The 22008-nt window shown below is 65.6% G+C and carries 7 protein-coding genes, 1 tRNA gene and 3 rRNA genes; 9 read left to right on the plus strand and 2 right to left on the minus strand.

Annotated features, from left to right (window positions below):
• Nucleotides 1-137: 137 nt before the first annotated feature.
• The 5 genes from dapA (at nt 138) to rrf (ending at nt 8483) form a co-directional block, all read left to right on the plus strand.
• A complete protein-coding gene (dapA, locus tag ABD858_RS24100) occupies nt 138-1037 on the plus strand; it encodes a 4-hydroxy-tetrahydrodipicolinate synthase (protein WP_345041131.1) in 900 nt (299 codons plus the stop codon).
• A gap of 120 nt (nt 1038-1157) precedes the next feature.
• Nucleotides 1158-2843: a ribonuclease J gene (locus tag ABD858_RS24105; RefSeq protein WP_345041134.1), complete on the plus strand. Its 1686-nt coding sequence runs from the start codon at nt 1158-1160 to the stop codon at nt 2841-2843.
• 529 nt (nt 2844-3372) lie between these two features.
• Nucleotides 3373-4898 (plus strand): 16S ribosomal RNA (locus ABD858_RS24110).
• A gap of 277 nt (nt 4899-5175) precedes the next feature.
• Nucleotides 5176-8292 (plus strand): 23S ribosomal RNA (locus ABD858_RS24115).
• 74 nt (nt 8293-8366) lie between these two features.
• Nucleotides 8367-8483 (plus strand): 5S ribosomal RNA (gene rrf, locus ABD858_RS24120).
• Together the 16S, 23S and 5S rRNA genes form the textbook arrangement of a ribosomal RNA operon.
• Before the next feature lie 49 nt (nt 8484-8532).
• Here rrf and ABD858_RS24125 read toward each other — a convergent pair.
• A complete protein-coding gene (locus ABD858_RS24125) occupies nt 8533-9414 on the minus strand; it encodes a CE1 family esterase (RefSeq protein ID WP_345041136.1) in 882 nt (293 codons plus the stop codon).
• A 176-nt stretch (nt 9415-9590) separates the two neighbouring features.
• On the opposite strand from ABD858_RS24125, the gene ABD858_RS24130 reads away from it, so the two are divergent.
• Nucleotides 9591-9666 (plus strand) — tRNA-Thr (locus ABD858_RS24130).
• 45 nt (nt 9667-9711) lie between these two features.
• On the opposite strand, the gene ABD858_RS24135 is transcribed toward ABD858_RS24130, so the two are convergent.
• Nucleotides 9712-12375, minus strand: coding sequence for a SpoIIE family protein phosphatase (locus tag ABD858_RS24135; protein ID WP_345041138.1), 2664 nt, complete (start codon nt 12373-12375; stop codon nt 9712-9714).
• A 264-nt stretch (nt 12376-12639) separates the two neighbouring features.
• Between ABD858_RS24135 and ABD858_RS24140 the strand changes: the two genes are divergently transcribed.
• From ABD858_RS24140 to ABD858_RS24150, 3 genes are all read left to right on the plus strand, one after another.
• Nucleotides 12640-18135, plus strand: coding sequence for a HAMP domain-containing protein (locus ABD858_RS24140; RefSeq protein WP_345041141.1), 5496 nt, complete (start codon nt 12640-12642; stop codon nt 18133-18135).
• Nucleotides 18136-18409: 274 nt separating this feature from the next.
• A complete protein-coding gene (locus ABD858_RS24145; protein WP_345041144.1) occupies nt 18410-19093 on the plus strand; it encodes a response regulator in 684 nt (227 codons plus the stop codon).
• Nucleotides 19094-19211: 118 nt separating this feature from the next.
• Nucleotides 19212-21911: a DNA translocase FtsK gene (locus tag ABD858_RS24150; RefSeq protein ID WP_345044815.1), complete on the plus strand. Its 2700-nt coding sequence runs from the start codon at nt 19212-19214 to the stop codon at nt 21909-21911.
• Nucleotides 21912-22008 lie beyond the last annotated feature (97 nt).

Genomic DNA, 22008 nt, shown 5'->3' on the forward strand with positions numbered 1-22008 from the left:
GGCGTTTCGTGAAGTTCATTTAGGCTGATCAAACGGACCCGGCACTGCTTGAACCCCCGAGCAGGCAGTGCCGGGTTCCACCTGTCAGGCATCCCCGAGGGGGCCTCCCGCTCTGAGCAGCGAGTAGCGTGTTACCCATGGCACCGACCTCCACTCCGCAGACCCCCTTCGGCCGGGTCCTCACCGCCATGATCACGCCGTTCACGGCGGATGGCGCTCTCGACCTCGACGGCGCGCAGCGGCTCGCCGCCCATCTGGTCGACGCAGGTAACGACGGGCTGATCATCAACGGCACCACCGGTGAATCCCCGACCACCAGCGACGCGGAGAAAGAGCAGCTTGTACGGGCCGTACTGGAGGCCGTCGGAGACCGGGCCCACGTCGTCGCCGGTATCGGCACCAACGACACCCACCACACCCTCGAGCTCGCCCGTGCCGCCGAGCGCGCGGGCGCACACGGCCTGCTCGCGGTGACGCCGTACTACAACAAGCCCCCTCAGGAGGGGCTGTACCGCCACTTCACGGCGATCGCCGACACCACCGAGCTCCCGGTGATGCTGTACGACATCCCCGGCCGCAGCGGCGTCCCCATCGACACCGAGACGATCGTCCGCCTCGCCGAGCACCCGCGCATCGTCGCCAACAAGGACGCCAAGGGCGACCTCGGCCGCGCCAGCTGGGCCATCGCCCGCAGCGGCCTCGCCTGGTACTCCGGCGACGACATGCTCAACCTGCCGTTGCTCTCGGTCGGCGCCGTCGGTTTCGTCTCCGTCGTCGGCCACATCGTCACTCCTGAGCTGCGCGCCCTCGTCGACGCGTACGTCGCCGGCGACGTACAGAAGGCGACCGAGATCCACCAGAAGCTGCTCCCGGTCTACACCGGCATGTTCCGGACCCAGGGCGTCATGACCACCAAGGCCGCGCTTGCCCTCCAAGGCCTGCCCGCCGGGCCGCTGCGGCTCCCGCTCGTCGAACTCTCGCCCGAAGAGACAGCCCGGCTCAAGGTCGATCTCGCTGCCGGCGGGGTACAGCTCTGACAGCGCCGAACCAAGACTTCACAACTGAATACGCAGACGAAACAGACAACAGCAAGTGCACGATTGTCATGCGCGCCACGTGCCTTACCGGTACGTGGCGCGTGTGGTGAGGAGAGTCTTTTGAGCCATCCGCATCCTGAACTCGGCGCGCCGCCGAAGCTGGCCGAAGGCGGCCTGCGCATCACTCCGCTCGGCGGTCTCGGCGAGATCGGCCGCAACATGACCGTCTTCGAGTACGGCGGCCGACTGCTGATCGTCGACTGCGGCGTCCTCTTCCCCGAGGAGGAGCAGCCCGGCGTCGACCTGATCCTGCCGGACTTCACATCCATCCAGGACCGCCTCGACGACGTCGAAGGCATCGTGCTCACGCACGGCCACGAGGACCACATCGGCGGCGTCCCCTTCCTGCTCCGTCTGAAGCCGGACATCCCGCTGATCGGCTCCAAGCTGACCCTCGCCCTCATCGAGGCGAAGCTCCAGGAGCACCGCATCCGCCCGTACACCCTCGAGGTCGCGGAAGGGCAGCGCGAGCGCATCGGCCCGTTCGACTGTGAGTTCATCGCGGTCAACCACTCCATCCCGGACGCCCTGGCGGTCGCCATCCGCACCCCCGCGGGCATGGCCGTCCACACGGGCGACTTCAAGATGGACCAGCTCCCGCTGGACAACCGTCTCACCGACCTCCACGCCTTCGCGCGGCTCAGCGAGGAGGGCATCGACCTCCTGCTGACCGACTCGACGAACGCAGAGGTCCCCGGCTTCACCCCGCACGAGCGCGACATCTCCAATGTCCTGCGCCAGGTCTTCGCGAGTGCCCAGAAGCGGATCATCGTGGCGAGCTTCGCCAGCCACGTCCACCGCATCCAGCAGATCCTCGACGCGGCACACGAGTACGGCCGCAGGGTCGCCTTCGTCGGCCGCTCGATGGTCCGCAACATGGGTATCGCCCGCGACCTCGGCTACCTCCGGGTTCCGGCCGGCCTCGTCGTGGACGTCCGGACGCTCGACGACCTGCCGGACGACGAGGTCGTTCTCGTCTGCACGGGTTCCCAGGGCGAGCCCATGGCCGCGCTGTCCCGCATGGCCAACCGCGACCACCAGATCCGCATCGTCCAGGGCGACACCATCATCCTGGCCTCGTCACTCATTCCGGGTAACGAGAATGCCGTATACCGGGTGATCAACGGCCTTACCCGCTGGGGCGCCAACGTCGTCCACAAGGGCAACGCCAAGGTCCATGTCTCGGGCCACGCTTCGGCCGGCGAGCTGCTGTACTTCTACAACATCTGCAAGCCGAAGAACCTCATGCCGGTCCACGGCGAATGGCGCCACCTGCGTGCCAACGCCGAGCTCGGCGCGCTGACGGGAGTCCCCAAGGACCACATCGTCATCGCCGAGGACGGCGTGGTGGTCGACCTCGTCGACGGCCGTGCCCGGATCACCGGCAAGGTCCAGGCGGGCTATGTGTACGTCGACGGACTCTCGGTCGGTGATGTCACCGAGGCGTCGCTGAAGGACCGCCGCATCCTCGGCGAGGAAGGCATCATCTCGGTCTTCGTCGTCGTCGACTCCACGACAGGCAAGACCGTCGGTGGTCCGAACATCCACGCTCGCGGTTCCGGCATCGAGGACGCGGCGTTCGACGCCGTGATCCCGAAGGTCGAGGAAGCCCTGCGCAAGTCGGCCGCCGACGGCATCGTCGAACCGCACCAGCTCCAGCAGCTGATCCGCCGCTCGATCGGCAAGTGGGTCTCCGACACCTACCGCCGACGTCCGATGATCCTTCCGGTCGTCGTCGAGGTCTGACAGGGGACTTGAGACACCGTCACTGGAGCGGGGCCCTCGATTTGCACGAGGCCACCCCGCTCCAGTACGTTTACGGCTCCACCTGATCAGGAACCCGGCACCCCCGTGTGCCCGGAGCGGCCTGGACGGGGTGGAAATCCCGACTCAGGAAATCTGATAAAGTCGGGAACCGCCGAAAGGCAAAAGGCCACTCCAACGGCCACCGGAAACGAAATCCGAACGGAAACGGGCGGAAAAGAATCTGGTAAGGTTGGAAACACCGAAGGGAAGCGCCCGGAGGAAAGCCCCAGAGAATGTCGCTGCGGGTGAGTACGAAGGAAGCGTCCGTTCCTTGAGAACTCAACAGCGTGCCAAAAATCAACGCCAGATTAGTTGATACCCCGTCTCTCTTGAGACGAGGTTCCTTTGAAAAGTCCTACTTGCCCTTGTGGTGGGTAGGCGAAAACACAGCGAGGACGCTGTGAACGGTCGGATCATTCCTCCGACTGTTCCGCTCAACGCGAGTGTCACTCCCGATTACGGGAAAACATTCACGGAGAGTTTGATCCTGGCTCAGGACGAACGCTGGCGGCGTGCTTAACACATGCAAGTCGAACGATGAAGCCCTTCGGGGTGGATTAGTGGCGAACGGGTGAGTAACACGTGGGCAATCTGCCCTTCACTCTGGGACAAGCCCTGGAAACGGGGTCTAATACCGGATATCACTCTCTCTCGCATGGGAGAGGGTTGAAAGCTCCGGCGGTGAAGGATGAGCCCGCGGCCTATCAGCTTGTTGGTGGGGTAATGGCCTACCAAGGCGACGACGGGTAGCCGGCCTGAGAGGGCGACCGGCCACACTGGGACTGAGACACGGCCCAGACTCCTACGGGAGGCAGCAGTGGGGAATATTGCACAATGGGCGAAAGCCTGATGCAGCGACGCCGCGTGAGGGATGACGGCCTTCGGGTTGTAAACCTCTTTCAGCAGGGAAGAAGCGAAAGTGACGGTACCTGCAGAAGAAGCGCCGGCTAACTACGTGCCAGCAGCCGCGGTAATACGTAGGGCGCAAGCGTTGTCCGGAATTATTGGGCGTAAAGAGCTCGTAGGCGGCCTGTCACGTCGGATGTGAAAGCCCGGGGCTTAACCCCGGGTCTGCATTCGATACGGGCAGGCTAGAGTGTGGTAGGGGAGATCGGAATTCCTGGTGTAGCGGTGAAATGCGCAGATATCAGGAGGAACACCGGTGGCGAAGGCGGATCTCTGGGCCATTACTGACGCTGAGGAGCGAAAGCGTGGGGAGCGAACAGGATTAGATACCCTGGTAGTCCACGCCGTAAACGTTGGGAACTAGGTGTTGGCGACATTCCACGTCGTCGGTGCCGCAGCTAACGCATTAAGTTCCCCGCCTGGGGAGTACGGCCGCAAGGCTAAAACTCAAAGGAATTGACGGGGGCCCGCACAAGCAGCGGAGCATGTGGCTTAATTCGACGCAACGCGAAGAACCTTACCAAGGCTTGACATATACCGGAAACGGCCAGAGATGGTCGCCCCCTTGTGGTCGGTATACAGGTGGTGCATGGCTGTCGTCAGCTCGTGTCGTGAGATGTTGGGTTAAGTCCCGCAACGAGCGCAACCCTTGTTCTGTGTTGCCAGCATGCCCTTCGGGGTGATGGGGACTCACAGGAGACTGCCGGGGTCAACTCGGAGGAAGGTGGGGACGACGTCAAGTCATCATGCCCCTTATGTCTTGGGCTGCACACGTGCTACAATGGCCGGTACAATGAGCTGCGATGCCGCGAGGCGGAGCGAATCTCAAAAAGCCGGTCTCAGTTCGGATTGGGGTCTGCAACTCGACCCCATGAAGTCGGAGTTGCTAGTAATCGCAGATCAGCATTGCTGCGGTGAATACGTTCCCGGGCCTTGTACACACCGCCCGTCACGTCACGAAAGTCGGTAACACCCGAAGCCGGTGGCCCAACCCCTTGTGGGAGGGAGCTGTCGAAGGTGGGACCAGCGATTGGGACGAAGTCGTAACAAGGTAGCCGTACCGGAAGGTGCGGCTGGATCACCTCCTTTCTAAGGAGCACATAGCCGACTGCGAGCAAATGTCTCGCACGGTTGCTCATGGGTGGAACGTTGATTATTCGGCACGATCGGGATGAGGACTGCTAGTACTGCTTCGGCGTGGAACGCAGCATCTGAGACCGGACGTGTCGGGCACGCTGTTGGGTCCTGAGGGAGCGAGCGATGCTCGTCCTTCAGACGCCGGCCCCAGTGAACTCGTCAGTCAGCTGGCGGGGTGATGGGTGGCTGGTCGTTGCTTGAGAACTACACAGTGGACGCGAGCATCTGTGGCCAAGTTTTTAAGGGCGCACGGTGGATGCCTTGGCACCAGGAACCGATGAAGGACGTGGGAGGCCACGATAGGCCCCGGGGAGCTGTCAACCGAGCTTTGATCCGGGGGTGTCCGAATGGGGAAACCCGGCAGTCGTCATGGGCTGTCACCCGCTGCTGAACACATAGGCAGTGTGGAGGGAACGCGGGGAAGTGAAACATCTCAGTACCCGCAGGAAGAGAAAACAACCGTGATTCCGGGAGTAGTGGCGAGCGAAACCGGATGAGGCCAAACCGTATGCGTGTGAGACCCGGCAGGGGTTGCGCATGCGGGGTTGTGGGAGTTCTCTTGACCGGTCTGCCGGCCGGTCGGCGAGTCAGAAACCGTATGGATAGGCGAAGGACATGCGAAAGGTCCGGCGTAGAGGGTAAGACCCCCGTAGCTGAAATCTGTACGGCTCGCTTGAGAACCACCCAAGTAGCACGGGGCCCGAGAAATCCCGTGTGAATCTGGCGGGACCACCCGTTAAGCCTAAATATTCCCTGGTGACCGATAGCGGATAGTACCGTGAGGGAATGGTGAAAAGTACCGCGGGAGCGGAGTGAAATAGTACCTGAAACCGTGTGCCTACAAGCCGTGGGAGCGTCGGGATCTTCGGATCCTCGTGACTGCGTGCCTTTTGAAGAATGAGCCTGCGAGTTAGCGGTGTGTAGCGAGGTTAACCCGTGTGGGGAAGCCGTAGCGAAAGCGAGTCCGAACAGGGCGATCGAGTTGCACGCTCTAGACCCGAAGCGGAGTGATCTAGCCATGGGCAGGTTGAAGCGGAGGTAAGACTTCGTGGAGGACCGAACCCACCAGGGTTGAAAACCTGGGGGATGACCTGTGGTTAGGGGTGAAAGGCCAATCAAACTCCGTGATAGCTGGTTCTCCCCGAAATGCATTTAGGTGCAGCGTCGTGTGTTTCTTGCCGGAGGTAGAGCACTGGATAGGCGATGGGCCCTACCGGGTTACTGACCTTAGCCAAACTCCGAATGCCGGTAAGTGAGAGCACGGCAGTGAGACTGTGGGGGATAAGCTCCATGGTCGAGAGGGAAACAGCCCAGAGCATCGACTAAGGCCCCTAAGCGTACGCTAAGTGGGAAAGGATGTGGAGTCGCAGAGACAACCAGGAGGTTGGCTTAGAAGCAGCCACCCTTGAAAGAGTGCGTAATAGCTCACTGGTCAAGTGATTCCGCGCCGACAATGTAGCGGGGCTCAAGCGTACCGCCGAAGTCGTGTCATTGCAGCATAAAGCCCCAACGGGTGCTGTGATGGGTAGGGGAGCGTCGTGTGCCGGGTGAAGCAGCCGCGGAAGCGAGTTGTGGACGGTTCACGAGTGAGAATGCAGGCATGAGTAGCGATACACACGTGAGAAACGTGTGCGCCGATTGACTAAGGGTTCCTGGGTCAAGCTGATCTGCCCAGGGTAAGTCGGGACCTAAGGCGAGGCCGACAGGCGTAGTCGATGGACAACCGGTTGATATTCCGGTACCCGCTTTGAAGCGCCAGCGCTGAACCCAGCGATGCTAAGCCCGTGAAGCCGCCCTGATCTCTTCGGAGTTGAGGGGAGTGGTGGAGCCGGTGACCCAGACTGGTAGTAGGTGAGCGATGGGGTGACGCAGGAAGGTAGTCCAGCCCGGGCGGTGGTTGTCCCGGGGTAAGGGTGTAGGCCGTGTGGTAGGCAAATCCGTCACACATACAAGGCTGAGACCTGATGCCGAGCCGATTGTGGTGAAGTGGATGATCCTATGCTGTCGAGAAAAGCCTCTAGCGAGTTTCATGGCGGCCCGTACCCTAAACCGACTCAGGTGGTCAGGTAGAGAATACCGAGGCGTTCGGGTGAACTATGGTTAAGGAACTCGGCAAAATGCCCCCGTAACTTCGGGAGAAGGGGGGCCACGCCTGGTGAAGGAACTTGCTTCCTGAGCTGGGGGTGGCCGCAGAGACCAGCGAGAAGCGACTGTTTACTAAAAACACAGGTCCGTGCGAAGCCGTAAGGCGATGTATACGGACTGACGCCTGCCCGGTGCTGGAACGTTAAGGGGACCGGTTAGCTCACCTTCGGGTGGGCGAAGCTGAGAACTTAAGCGCCAGTAAACGGCGGTGGTAACTATAACCATCCTAAGGTAGCGAAATTCCTTGTCGGGTAAGTTCCGACCTGCACGAATGGCGTAACGACTTCTCGACTGTCTCAACCATAGGCCCGGTGAAATTGCACTACGAGTAAAGATGCTCGTTTCGCGCAGCAGGACGGAAAGACCCCGGGACCTTTACTACAGTTTGATATTGGTGTTCGGTTCGGCTTGTGTAGGATAGGTGGGAGACTTTGAAGCAGCCACGCCAGTGGTTGTGGAGTCGCCGTTGAAATACCACTCTGGTCGTGCTGGATGTCTAACCTCGGTCCGTGATCCGGATCAGGGACAGTGTCTGATGGGTAGTTTAACTGGGGCGGTTGCCTCCTAAAGAGTAACGGAGGCGCCCAAAGGTTCCCTCAGCCTGGTTGGCAATCAGGTGTTGAGTGTAAGTGCACAAGGGAGCTTGACTGTGAGACCGACGGGTCGAGCAGGGACGAAAGTCGGGACTAGTGATCCGGCGGTGGCTTGTGGAAGCGCCGTCGCTCAACGGATAAAAGGTACCCCGGGGATAACAGGCTGATCTTCCCCAAGAGTCCATATCGACGGGATGGTTTGGCACCTCGATGTCGGCTCGTCGCATCCTGGGGCTGGAGTCGGTCCCAAGGGTTGGGCTGTTCGCCCATTAAAGCGGTACGCGAGCTGGGTTTAGAACGTCGTGAGACAGTTCGGTCCCTATCCGCTGTGCGCGTAGGAATATTGAGAAGGGCTGTCCCTAGTACGAGAGGACCGGGACGGACGAACCTCTGGTGTGCCAGTTGTCCTGCCAAGGGCATGGCTGGTTGGCTACGTTCGGGAGGGATAACCGCTGAAAGCATCTAAGCGGGAAGCCTGCTTCAAGATGAGTATTCCCACCTCCTTGAGAGGGTAAGGCTCCCAGTAGACGACTGGGTTGATAGGCCAGATGTGGAAGCCCGGCAACGGGTGGAGCTGACTGGTACTAATAGGCCGAGGGCTTGTCCTCAGTTGCTCGCGTCCACTGTGTTTGTTCTGAAGTAACGAACTCGCCTTGTCGGCTGGAGTTCAACTTCATAGTGTTTCGGTGGTCATAGCGTTAGGGAAACGCCCGGTTACATTCCGAACCCGGAAGCTAAGCCTTTCAGCGCCGATGGTACTGCAGGGGGGACCCTGTGGGAGAGTAGGACGCCGCCGAACAATTATTCCAGGGAAGCCCCGGACCGTATGGTCCGGGGCTTTTCTGCGTTCAGGAGCGTTTCGGATGGGACGCGAAGAAGTCCCAGATCAGGTCAGTGGCCTGGATACCCGTCAGCATGTCACCCATACGGCTGTCGCCGGAGCCGGGCCAGCTGTGGCCCATCGAAGGAAGCCGATAGGCGACGAACTCCGATGTGTCGCGGCATTTCGCGGTCGTACGGGTGCTGTCGCCGCGGACCTTCTTCTCCGGGCCGGCAGTGCAACCGAGGCGTTGCTGCCACTGTTTGACGCCGTTGTCGAAGGCGCCGTAATTCTGGTCCTGTCCGCCGATGAAGGTCATGACGGACACCGGGGTCCTCGGGACGTAGTCGGGACTCTGGGTGGCACTGCCGATGTACCCGCCGCTGACCGGTGCGATGGCCGCCAGGACATCCGTTTCCACGGCGAGCTTGTACGACATGTCGCCGCCGTTGGAGATGCCCGTTGCATAGATGCGGTCCGGGTCGGCCTTCCACGTGTCGATCAGACGTTTCGTCATCGTGCGGATGAAACCTACGTCGTCCTCCGTGCCGCAGCAGGCCAACGCGTTGTAGCCCCCGTCGAGACCGTCGGGGTAGGCGACGAGGAAGCCCTTCTCGTCGGCCTTCCTGCTGAAGCCACTGAGCTGTGCGACATAGTCCCCGTAGCTCGGATAGGGGTGCATGGCGATGACGAGTGGGAGTTGTTTGCCGGTTGTGTAGCCGGGTGGAGCGTGCACGGTGTACCCGCGCTGCTTGCCCTTCCAGGTGAGTGTGACCTTCTGGTCGCCGGGCCGCGGGCGCTCCTTGGAAGCTCGTTCGGCGGAACCGGAAGTCGGCTTCTTGGACTTGCGGGCAGACTTGCTGCTGCCGCTGTTGGAGCCGCAGCCGACCAGCACCAACGCGAATGCCACGGCGAGGAGGGTGATCCACGCCGGGACGGATAAGGACGTACTCGGGCGAATCCGCATGAGCGCATGGTGGCAACGGACACTCGTCCGGTCCAGAGGAACGGGTGGTTCGGCATACGGCTCTGTTCGGGGTATGATCTATTCCGTTGCCGCGGGGAAGACCCCGAAGCGACAAGCCGGCCCCTATAGCTCAGTCGGTAGAGCGTCTCCATGGTAAGGAGAAGGTCAACGGTTCGATTCCGTTTGGGGGCTCCACAAAGCGAAGGCCCTCCGCCATTTGGCGGGGGGCCTTCGGCGTATTCAGCCCTTGCGAGGCTCGGGGACGCGCATCGCAAGGATGGCCATGTCGTCGGACGCGGGTTCGGCGGCGAAGCGCTCGACCGCGCGCAGGACACGTGCCGCGACCGCTCCGGCCGTCAGGCCCGTACAGCTCTTCAGGACTTCTGTCAGACCGTCGTCGCCGAGCATGCGGGTTCCCTCGCGGCGCTCGGTGACGCCGTCCGTGACGCACAGCAGGACGTCCCCGGGGCCGAGGGTGACGGTCTGTTCGTACAGCTCCAGGTCGTCCATGACGCCCAGCAGCGGCTGTGGTTCGGCCGCCGGCGCGACCGTGCCGTCCTGGCGGAGTCGTAGCGGGAGGGGATGGCCGGCGCAGACGACCTTGAGGATCGCGCCGCCGTCCGCCTGTGGCCACAGCTCCCCGTACAGCAGCGTCAGGAAGCGGCTGCGGGCCCCCTCGTCGAGGATGGCGGCGTTCAGTCGTTCCAGCACGGCCGGGCCGCCGTAGCCCTCGCGGGCGAGCAGCCGCAGGGCGTGCCGGGCCAGACCCGTGACGGCTGCCGCTTCCGGGCCCGTGCCGCAGACGTCGCCGATGGCGAAGCCGTACGCCCCGTCGCGGATGGGGAAGAGGTCGTAGAAGTCGCCGCCGACTTCGTTGCCCTCGCCAGCCGCGCGGTAGATGACCTCGACCTCGACGCCGGGGATCGGCGGCAGGCCCGGGGGCAGCAGACTGCGCTGGAGGGAGCGGGAGATGGCCATGCGCTCGGAGTAGAGGCGGGCGTTGTCCAGGGCCAGTGCGGCACGGCGGGAGAGGTCCTCGGCCAGCTCCAGGTTCTCCTGGCGGAAGTGGTCGTCGGACGGCTTGCCCAGAGTGAGCATGCCGATGACGCGGTTACGGGCGACCAGTGGCAGCACGACGGTCTCGCCACCGACCGCGGCCGCGGTCGCGAAGGTGCCGTCGAGACCGGTGCCGAGCGTGGGGACGGCCCCGAGGCCGAGTTCGTGCATGGAGGTGCGCAGCGCCGCGTGATGGGCGGCCTCGCTCGGGGCGTTCCAGATGCGGGCGCCCGGGGTGGGGACGGGCTCGGGCGGGTCGATCTTGGAGAGCAGGGCCTTGAGGTCGTCGATGCGCTCCTCGTCCTCATGGAGGACGTATGAGAGATACGGCTCCGAGACCTGGTCGGCGATGGTGTAGACGGCGCACCAGGTGGCCAGCGTCGGCACGGTCATCTGAGCCATCAGGGCCAGGGTCTGGTCGCGGTCGAGTGTGCCGGCGAGCAGGTCGGATGCCTCGACGAGGAAGGAGAGCGAACCCCGGCGCAGCCGTTCCAGCTCTCCCAGCCGGGCCGACTCCACGGCCAGGGCGATACGGTCGGCGGCGAACTGGAGGCGCAGGGCTTCTTCGTTGGAGTACCGGCTCGGGGATTCGGCGGCGACGCCCAGGGAGCCGGTGAGGCGGCCCTCGACCTTGAGGGGGACGGTGACGACGGAACGCATGCCGGTGCCGTCCAGCAGGGGAACGGCGCCGGGAACGGCGGCGAGATCCTCGTGGACGGCCGGCATCCGGGCCGAACCGTAGCGTCCGGTGCCGGCCTCGACCGGGACGCGGGCGAAGCGCTGGCGGGCGGAGGGCAGTCCGGTGGTGGCCCGTACTTCCAGTTCGGTCTCGTCGTCCGTGGCGAGGAGCAGGAAGGCGGAGTCGCCGTCGAGCATGTCGCGGGCGCGTTCGACGGTGCGCTGGAGGAGGCCGTCGAGGTCGTCGGGGGCGGGTGAGCCGATGAAGACCTCGAACGGGTCGGTGGTGCGGCTGTCGGCGAAAGGGCCGTTGCCGTCCGGTGAGGCGGCACGGACGGGGGTCTGCAGTACGGCGCGTTCGTCGTCGCGCACGAGCAGGCAGACGGTGGACGGTTCGCCCTCCGCATCCCTCACCCGAAGGTGTGAGGCGTAGACGGAGATGACCCGGCCGTCCGCGCCCCGGATCCCGTAGCTGCCTTCCCAGCGGGAGAGTTGGAGGGCCTCGGCGATGCCGGTGCCGATGCCCGGGGTGTGCGGCCAGGCGGCGAGATCGGTGAGGGGTTTGCCGGTGACCTGCTCGGCCGGGTAGCCGAAGACGGCCTCGGCGTCGTCGTTCCAGGACGAGATGGTTCCCACGCGGTCGATCTGGACGACGGCGACACGGACCCGGGGTTCGGCGACCGGAAGGAGTTCGGTGGGCAGCACGGGGCCCGCGGAGCGTGTGCCGACCGGGCGTTCGGGAAGGTCGAGCCGAAACCAGACGCGCTTGTCGGTCGGCGTGTACTCGACGCCCCAGGCGGAGGCGAGGGCCGCGCACAGCAGCAGCCCGCGGCCGTTCTCGCCGTCCGGACTGTGGAAGGCCGGGCCCGCGCCCTGCAGCGGGATTTCGCGTTCCGGATAGCGGTCGGCGACTTCGACCTTGACCCCGTCGTCCGTACGCAGGCAGAGGACTTCGGCCCGGGTGCCGGCGTGGATCACGGCGTTGGTGACCAGTTCACTGGTCAGGACGACGGCGTCGTCGACGATGTCGGCGTAGCCCCACCCCTGGAGGGTGTCGCGGACAAAGGCGCGGGCGGTCGCGACCGACCGTCCGACAGGGTCGAAACTGGCAGCCGCCCGCGCGGTGATCACAGAACTCCTCGTTCGCGTCTCGACGCCCGGCTCTGCCATGGTCGGCTCGCCCCTCCGGTGCCCGGTGCTAGGACTTGCGCCACCCGCCCCCGCCGGGCGGACCGGGGCGGTTGGACAGCCGGATGCCAGGTTACTTACCTTCGCTGTCCGAGCGGATGCCGGTCTCGAGTGTTTCCGCCCTGTGGGTGCGGGGACGGTATGCGAGGCTGCCGAACTGTTATGGCCGGGTTCGGCCATGGTGAAACACTGGGAATGCTTCCGGATGGAGCCCGGTAGGGCGGTCGACCCCCGCGGGAGGGACAAGTGGTGTCTGGCGCAGCGGCGCGGAGCACGAGCACGCGCGCGAAGGATGGACCGTCCCGGAGTAACGGGCGCAGGGGCCGCAACGGCACGACCGAGGTGGACACAGCTGCACTGAACCGGCTGCTGGCGGCCCTCGCGGCGATGCGGGACGGCAATTTCCGCAAGCGGCTGACCGTCTCGGGCGACGGGGTGATGGCGGAGATCGCCGCCGTGTTCAACGAGGTGGCGGACCGCAACCTCCATCTGACGGGGGAGCTGGCGCGCGTACGCCGCATGGTCGGGCGCGAGGGGAAGCTGACCGAGCGGCTGGAGACAGGGACCTGCGAAGGCTCGTGGGCCGCCGCGATCGACGCGTCCAATGAGCTGGTGGACGACCTGACGCGGCCGGTGTCCGAGGTCGGGCGGGTGCTGTCGGCGGTGGCCGACGGCGATCTGGAACAGCGAATGGACTTGCGTTCGGCGTGTCCCGACGGAACGGACCGCCCCCTGCGCGGCGAGTTCCTCAAGGTCGGGCGAACGGTCAACAACCTGGTGGACCAGTTGTCGGCGTTCACCGACGAGGTGACACGGGTGGCGCTGGAGGTCGGTACCGAGGGCAAGCTGGGCGGACAGGCCCAGGTGCGCGGTATGTCCGGGTCATGGCGGGATCTCACGGATTCCGTCAACACCATGGCGTACCGGCTCACCGCCCAGGTGAGGGACATCGCTCTGGTGACGACGGCGGTGGCCAAGGGTGATCTGTCCCGGAAGGTCACCGTGCATGTGGCCGGAGAGATGCTCCAGCTGAAGAACACCGTCAACACGATGGTCGATCAGCTGTCGTCCTTCTCCTCCGAGGTGACCCGAGTGGCCCGCGAGGTCGGCACCGAGGGCGAACTCGGCGGCCAGGCACAGGTACCCGGTGTGGCCGGTGTGTGGAAGGACCTCACCGACTCCGTCAACACCATGGCGGGCAATCTCACGGCCCAGGTGCGCGGGATCGCGCAGGTGACCACCGCGGTGGCGAACGGTGACCTCTCACAGAAGGTCACGGTGAGCGCGCGTGGTGAGATCGCCCAAGTCGCCGAGACCATCAACCAGATGACCGACACGCTGCGCACTTTCGCGGACGAGGTGACGCGTGTGGCGAGCGAGGTCGGTGCCGAGGGTCTGCTGGGCGGCCAGGCGCAGGTCCCGGGCGCGGCGGGGACCTGGAAGGACCTCACCGACTCGGTGAACACCGTCTTCCGTAATCTCACCACTCAGGTGCGGGACATCGCGCAGGTGACGACGGCGGTGGCCAACGGTGACCTTTCGCAGAAGGTCACCGTCGATGTCGCGGGCGAGATGCTGGAGCTGAAGAACACCGTCAACACGATGGTCGATCAGCTGCAGTCGTTCGGTTCCGAGGTGACCCGGGTGGCCCGCGAGGTCGGCGTGGAGGGCCGGCTCGGCGGCCAGGCCGAGGTGCCGGGCGCGGCGGGCACCTGGAAGGACCTCACCGACTCCGTCAACAACGCCTTCCGCAACCTCACCGGACAGGTGCGCAACATCGCGCAGGTGACGACGGCGGTGGCCAACGGTGACCTTTCGCAGAAGGTCACCGTCGACGTCTCCGGTGAGATGCTGGAGCTGAAGAACACCGTCAACACGATGGTCGATCAGCTGTCGTCCTTCGCCGACCAGGTGACGCGCATGGCGCGCGATGTGGGTACGGAAGGCCGGCTCGGTGGCCAGGCCCTGGTGCCCGGTGTCTCCGGCACCTGGAAGGAACTCACCGATTCCGTCAACTTCATGGCGGGGAACCTCACCTCGCAGGTGCGGCAGATCGCACAGGTGACGACCGCCGTGGCACGCGGTGATCTGTCGCAGAAGATCGACGTGGACGCGCGGGGCGAGATCCTGGAGCTGAAGAACACCGTCAACACGATGGTCGACCAGCTGTCCGGTTTCGCCGACCAGGTGACCCGCGTCGCCCGGCAGGTGGGTACGGAGGGCCGGCTCGGCGGCCAGGCGCAGGTGCCGGGCGTCGCCGGCGTCTGGCGTGATCTGACCGACTCGGTGAACGGCATGGCCGGCAACCTCACCGCCCAGGTCCGCAACATCGCGCAGGTCGCCACCGCGGTCGCCCGCGGTGACCTGTCGCAGAAGATCGACGTGGACGCGCGGGGCGAGATCCTGGAGCTGAAGAACACCCTCAACACAATGGTCGACCAGCTGTCGAACTTCGCGGAACAGGTGACCCGGGTCGCCCGCGAGGTGGGCACCGAGGGCATGCTCGGCGGTCAGGCCGAGGTCCAGGGTGTGTCCGGTACGTGGAAGGACCTCACCCAGTCCGTCAACTTCATGGCGAACAACCTGACCTCGCAGGTCCGCAACATCGCCGAGGTCACCACCGCGGTCGCCAAGGGCGACCTCTCCAAGAAGATCACCGTCGACGCCAAGGGCGAGATCCTCGAACTCGTCACCACCGTCAACACGATGGTCGACCAGCTGTCCAACTTCGCGGACGAGGTCACACGTGTGGCCCGCGAGGTGGGTACGGAGGGCCGGCTCGGCGGCCAGGCCCGGGTGCGCGGGGTCACCGGTATCTGGAAGGACCTCAGCGACAACGTCAACCTGATGGCCAACAACCTGACCAGCCAGGTGCGCAACATCTCGCGGGTCTCCTCCGCGGTCGCCAACGGCGATCTGACCAAGAAGGTCACCGTCGAGGCGCGCGGCGAGGTCGCGGAGCTCGCCGACACCGTCAACACCATGGTGACGACGCTGTCGTCGTTCGCCGACGAGGTGACGCGAGTCGCCCGTGAGGTGGGCACGGACGGCATTCTCGGTGGACAGGCGCGGGTCCCGGGCGTCGCGGGCACCTGGAAGGACCTCACCGAGTCGGTGAACTCGATGGCGTCCAACCTGACCGGCCAGGTGCGGCAGATCGCCACGGTCACCACCGCGATTGCCCAGGGCGATCTGACGAAGAAGATCGACATCGATGCGCGGGGCGAGATCCAGGAGCTGAAGAACACCATCAACACGATGGTCGATCAGCTGTCGTCGTTCGCCGAGGAGGTCACCCGGGTCGCCCGCGAGGTGGGTACGGAGGGCCAGCTGGGCGGTCAGGCGCGGGTGCGTGACGTGGACGGCACCTGGCGCGACCTCACCGAGTCCGTGAACGAGATGGCCGGGAACCTGACGCGTCAGGTGCGCGCCATCGCGGCCGTCGCCACCGCCGTGACCCGCGGCGACCTCAATCTGAAGATCGACGTCGACGCGGCGGGCGAGATCCAGGTCCTCCAGGACAACATCAACACGATGATCGTGAACCTGCGCGACACCACCGTGGCCAACAAGGAGCAGGACTGGCTCAAGGGCAACCTGGCCCGTATCTCGGGTCTGATGCAGGGCCGCCGCGACCTCGACGACGTGGCCTCGCTCATCATGAGCGAGCTGACCCCGGTGGTCTCCGCGCAGCACGGCGCGTTCTTCCTGGCGATGCCCACGGACGGCGCCGCCGAGGTCGGCACCGGCTCCAACGGCCTGTACGAACTGCGGATGCGCGGGAGTTACGGCTACTCGGCCGGCTCCATGCCCACCTCCTTCCGGCCCGGTGAGACGCTCATCGGCACGGCGGCGGAGGAGAAGCGCACGATCCTGGTGGACAACGTGCCGCCGGGCTACCTCAAGATCTCCTCGGGGCTCGGCGAGGCGGCCCCGGCCAACGTCATCGTGCTGCCGGTGCTCTTCGAGGGGCAGGTCCTCGGTGTGATCGAGCTGGCGTCCTTCCAGCCCTTCACCCAGATCCAGAAGGACTTCCTCAACCAGATCGCCGAGATGATCGCGACGAGCGTCAACACCATCAGCGTCAACACCAAGACCGAGGTGCTGCTCAAGCAGTCGCAGGAACTGACCGAGCAGCTGCGCGAGCGCTCGGCGGAGCTGGAGAACCGGCAGAAGGCGCTGCAGTCCTCCAACGCGGAGCTGGAGGAGAAGGCCGAGCTGCTGGCGCGGCAGAACCGCGACATCGAGGTGAAGAACACCGAGATCGAAGAGGCCCGGCAGGTGCTGGAGGAGCGCGCCGAGCAGCTCGCGGTCTCGATGCGCTACAAGTCCGAGTTCCTGGCGAACATGTCGCACGAGCTGCGCACACCGCTGAACTCGCTGCTCATCCTGGCCAAGCTGCTCGCCGACAACGCCGAAGGGAATCTCTCCCCGAAGCAGGTCGAGTTCGCGGAGACCATCCATGGAGCCGGGTCCGATCTCCTTCAGCTGATCAACGACATCCTCGATCTGTCGAAGGTCGAGGCGGGCAAGATGGACGTCAGCCCGACCCGGATCGCGCTCGTCCAGCTCGTCGACTACGTGGAGGCCACCTTCCGGCCGCTCACCGCGGAGAAGGGGTTGGACTTCTCCGTACGGGTGTCCCCCGAGCTGCCCGCCACGCTGCACACCGATGAGCAGCGGCTGCTCCAGGTGCTGCGCAATCTGCTGTCGAACGCGGTGAAGTTCACCGACTCCGGTGCGGTCGAGCTGGTGATCCGGCCGGCCAACGCCGATGTGCCGCACGCCATCCGCGAACAGCTGCTGGAGGCCGGTTCGCTGCACGACGCGGACGCCGATCTGATCGCGTTCTCGGTGACCGACACCGGCATCGGCATCGCGGCGAGCAAGATGCGTGTGATCTTCGAGGCGTTCAAGCAGGCGGACGGCACGACCAGCAGGAAGTACGGCGGTACGGGGCTGGGGCTGTCGATCAGCCGTGAGATCGCCAGGCTCCTGGGCGGCGAGATCCATGCCGCGAGCGAGCCCGGCCGCGGTTCGACGTTCACCCTGTATCTGCCGCTGCACCGCGGCGAACTGCCGCCGCAGGCCCACCCGCACCCCGCGCAGGGCGGTGAAGGGACCGCTCGGACGGGCACCGACGAACACGGGGTGGAGCAGGAGTCCGTGGCGGCCGAAGGAGCGGAGGCCCACCACAGTGGGCCCGCGGGGCTGTTCCGGCGTCGCCGCAAGACGCATGGCGCGGCCGAGCCGGCGCACGCCGGACAGGCGGCCACGCTGCCCGGCCAGCCGACCGGGCCGGGCTCCGTGCATGAGGCCTGGGCCGCGACCGAGGAGACGCCCGCGGCGGTGCGCACCTTCCAGTTCGGCGGAGAGAAAGTGCTGATCGTCGACGACGACATCCGCAATGTCTTCGCGCTCACGAGCGTGCTGGAGCAGCACGGGCTTTCGGTGCTGTACGCGGAGAACGGCCGTGAGGGCATCGAAGTCCTGGAGCAGCACGATGATGTGACACTCGTACTGATGGACATCATGATGCCCGAGATGGACGGGTATGCGACGACGGCGGCGATCCGTAGGATGCCGCAGTTCGCCGGGCTCCCGATCATCACGCTGACCGCCAAGGCCATGAAGGGCGACCGGGAGAAGGCCATCGACTCCGGTGCTTCCGACTACGTCACGAAGCCGGTGGACCCCGACCACCTGCTCTCGGTGATGGAGCAATGGATGCGGGAGCAGTGATCACCGGCTGTGCGAATCACCCTGAGTTGCTGACTGACTGTGGCCGAGAGGGTGTGAGGAGGCGGTATTCGGGGAACCTTCTGGTCCCCCACCGCGTTTCTGCTACGTGCACAGTGACATCGCGGTGACAGGGTGTGTCGACAAGCGGGGTGCGGCTACGATGACCGGCACAAGGACGGACGGCGCAAGGGAGTCGTCCCCTGGGGCGGCGCCCGGTGCTTCCCCGAGTCCTTCGGACAGGGGAGGCCCCAAGCCGGGGCGAGGAGGACGGGCCATGGTGCAGAAGGCCAAGATCCTCCTGGTCGATGACCGGCCGGAGAATCTGCTGGCGCTGGAGGCCATCCTCTCTGCGCTCGATCAGACACTGGTGAGGGCATCGTCAGGGGAGGAAGCGCTCAAAGCACTGCTCACGGACGATTTCGCGGTGATTCTGCTGGACGTCCAGATGCCGGGCATGGACGGCTTCGAGACCGCTGCCCACATCAAGCGGCGGGAGCGGACCAGGGACATCCCGATCATCTTCCTCACCGCGATCAACCACGGTCCGCACCACACCTTCCGCGGGTACGCCGCCGGCGCGGTGGACTACATCTCCAAGCCGTTCGACCCGTGGGTGCTCCGAGCCAAGGTGTCGGTGTTCGTCGAGCTGTACATGAAGAACTGCCAACTCCGCGAGCAGGCCGCACTGTTGCGCCTGCAGCTGGAGGGTGGCGGCCGTACGGGCACGGGCGACACCAAGGAGCCTGCCGGGCTGCTGGCCGAACTGTCCGCGCGGCTCGCGGCGGTAGAGGAGCAGGCTGAGGCCCTGTCCAAGCAGTTGGACGACGACTCGGCCGATGCCGCCGCCGTGGCCACCGCCGCTCATCTCGAGCGCAAGTTGACGGGATTGCGCCGGGCGCTCGACGCCCTGGAGCCGGGCTCCGGCACGGGCACCCCGGCTGTGCCGTCACAGAACTGACGGCCTGTCGCACGACACGAAAGGGTGAAGGTGGGGGTCCCCCCTGTTCGAGCGAAGCCGAGAACTTGGGGGAGGGCAACACGTGTCCACTGCTGCCGACACCGGTAACCTCACCGTCATGGCCTCACGTACGTCCGGCAAGGGTTCCCAGAGTACGGCGGGCACCGCGAAGCCGCGCGCCGGCCGTACAGCGGGGGCGGCACCGTCCCCTGCGAAGAAGCCCGCCGCGAAGAAGACCGCGCCCGCGAAGAAGACACCCGCCAAGAAGGCGCCCGCGAAAAAGGCTGCGGCGAAACCCGCGCCCAAACCGGCGCCGTCCCCCACCGGGGGCGTGTACCGGCTGGCGCGCGCCCTCTGGCTGGGCCTCGCACACGCCGTGGGCGCCGTGTTCCGCGGTGTGGGGCGCGGCGCGAAGGGCCTCGACCCGGCGCACCGCAAGGACGGCCTCGCACTGCTGCTGCTCGGCCTCGCCCTGATCGTCGCCGCGGGCACCTGGTCGAATCTGCGCGGACCGGTCGGCGATCTCGTCGAGATGCTCGTGACCGGAGCCTTCGGCCGGCTCGACCTGTTGGCGCCGATCCTGCTCGCCGGTATCGGAGTGCGGCTGATCCTCCATCCGGAGAAGCCCGAGGCCAACGGCCGTATCGTCATCGGACTCTCCGCCCTCGTCATCGGCGTGCTCGGGCAGGTCCACATCGCCTGCGGCGCACCCGGACGCGACGAGGGCAGCACGGCCATGCAGGACGCGGGCGGGCTCATCGGCTGGGCGGCCTCCCAACCGCTGATCTTTCTGATGGGCGAGGTCCTGGCCGTCCCCCTGTTGCTGCTGCTCACCGTCTTCGGGCTGCTCGTCGTCACGGCGACCCCGGTCAACGCCATCCCGCAGCGGCTGCGGCACCTCGGCAGCAGGCTGGGGCTCGTCGCCTCCCCGTCGCAGGACGCGGACGACGACGAATGGCGGCGTCCTGCCGGGGAGTACGGAACGGAGGCTGCCAAGGAGGAGGCGCGCGGCCGGCGCCGGCGCCCGCGCGGCCTGTCCGCGCAGCCGGTGCCCGACCGCCTCCCGGACGCCGTGGACATGGCCGCGGCCGCCGCCGCGGACCTCGACGGGGCCGTACTGAACGGATTGCCTGCGTCCCCGCTCGTCGCCGGGCTGACCCAGGGCATCACGCCGGAACGCGAGCATGAGCAGACGACGGCGCCGACTCCGGTGCCGCTGCCCACGGCGCGCGATGCCGGGAAGCGCCACGAGCCCGCCGTCTCCGTGCCCGACCTCACCAAGTCCGTGCCCGAGGCGCCCGAGGGGCTGCCGCCGCGCGCCGAGCAGCTCCAGCTCTCCGGGGACATCACCTACGCCCTGCCGTCGCTCGACCTGCTGCAACGGGGCGGCCCCGGCAAGACCCGCAGTGCCGCCAACGACGCCGTCGTGGCCTCACTGACCAATGTCTTCTCGGAGTTCAAGGTCGATGCGCGGGTCACCGGCTTCACCCGCGGCCCGACGGTCACCCGGTACGAGGTGGAGCTCGGCCCCGCCGTCAAGGTCGAGCGGATCACCGCGCTGACCAAGAACATCGCGTACGCCGTGGCCAGTCCGGACGTACGGATCATCTCCCCGATCCCTGGCAAGTCGGCGGTCGGCATCGAGATTCCCAACACCGACCGCGAAATGGTCAACCTCGGCGATGTGCTGCGCCTCGCGGACGCGGCCGAGGACGACCACCCCATGCTGGTGGCCTTCGGCAAGGACGTCGAGGGCGGCTATGTGATGGGCAACCTCGCGAAGATGCCGCACATGCTGGTCGCGGGCGCGACCGGTTCCGGAAAGTCGTCCTGCATCAACTGCCTGATCACCTCGGTCATGGTGCGCGCGACTCCGGAGGACGTCCGGATGGTGCTCGTCGACCCCAAGCGGGTGGAGCTCACCGCCTACGAGGGCATCCCGCACCTGATCACGCCGATCATCACCAACCCCAAGCGGGCCGCCGAGGCCCTCCAGTGGGTCGTACGCGAGATGGACCTGCGCTACGACGATCTCGCCGCCTTCGGCTACCGTCACATCGACGACTTCAACGAGGCCGTACGCAACGGCAAGGTCAAACCGCCGGAGGGCAGCGAGCGCGAACTCAGCCCGTACCCGTACCTACTGGTGATCGTCGACGAGCTGGCCGATCTGATGATGGTCGCACCACGTGACGTCGAGGACGCGATCGTCCGCATCACCCAGTTGGCCCGTGCCGCCGGCATCCATCTGGTGCTCGCGACCCAGCGGCCCAGTGTCGACGTCGTCACCGGTCTGATCAAGGCGAATGTGCCGTCCCGGTTGGCCTTCGCCACCTCCTCGCTCGCCGACAGCCGGGTCATCCTGGACCAGCCCGGCGCCGAGAAGCTGATCGGCAAGGGCGACGGGCTCTTCCTCCCGATGGGCGCGAACAAGCCGACCCGACTCCAGGGCGCCTTCGTGACCGAGGACGAAGTCGCGGCGGTCGTCCGGCACTGCAAGGATCAGATGGCGCCCGTCTTCCGTGAGGACGTGGTGGTCGGCTCGTCGAAGAAGAAGGAGATCGACGAGGACATCGGCGACGACCTCGACCTGCTCTGCCAGGCGGCGGAGCTGGTGGTCTCCACACAGTTCGGGTCGACCTCGATGCTGCAGCGCAAGCTGCGCGTCGGGTTCGCCAAGGCCGGACGGCTGATGGACCTGATGGAGTCCCGCGGGATCGTCGGCCCGAGCGAAGGCTCCAAGGCCCGCGATGTACTGGTGAAACCGGACGATCTCGACGGAGTGCTCGCACTGATACGCGGGGAGTCTCACCCCTGAGGGATCGGAAGGCAACCGTTTCCTTTGGTCGTACGTCCAGTTGAGGGGAGGGGCAGCAGATGGCGTACAAAGTCCATCCGCCCGGTTGCCCCGCCCT

The organism is Streptomyces sannanensis, from assembly GCF_039536205.1.
GTDB classification, from domain to species: domain Bacteria; phylum Actinomycetota; class Actinomycetes; order Streptomycetales; family Streptomycetaceae; genus Streptomyces; species Streptomyces sannanensis.

Excerpts from the sequence above, each read along its gene's own strand:
- dapA (WP_345041131.1), top strand. The coding sequence starts at position 138 with ATGGCACCGACCTCCACTCCGCAGACCCCCTTCGGCCGGGTCCTCACC.
- ABD858_RS24135 (WP_345041138.1), bottom strand. The coding sequence starts at position 12,375 with ATGGCAGAGCCGGGCGTCGAGACGCGAACGAGGAGTTCTGTGATCACC.
- ABD858_RS24145 (WP_345041144.1), top strand. The coding sequence starts at position 18,410 with ATGGTGCAGAAGGCCAAGATCCTCCTGGTCGATGACCGGCCGGAGAAT.
- ABD858_RS24150 (WP_345044815.1), top strand. The coding sequence starts at position 19,212 with ATGGCCTCACGTACGTCCGGCAAGGGTTCCCAGAGTACGGCGGGCACC.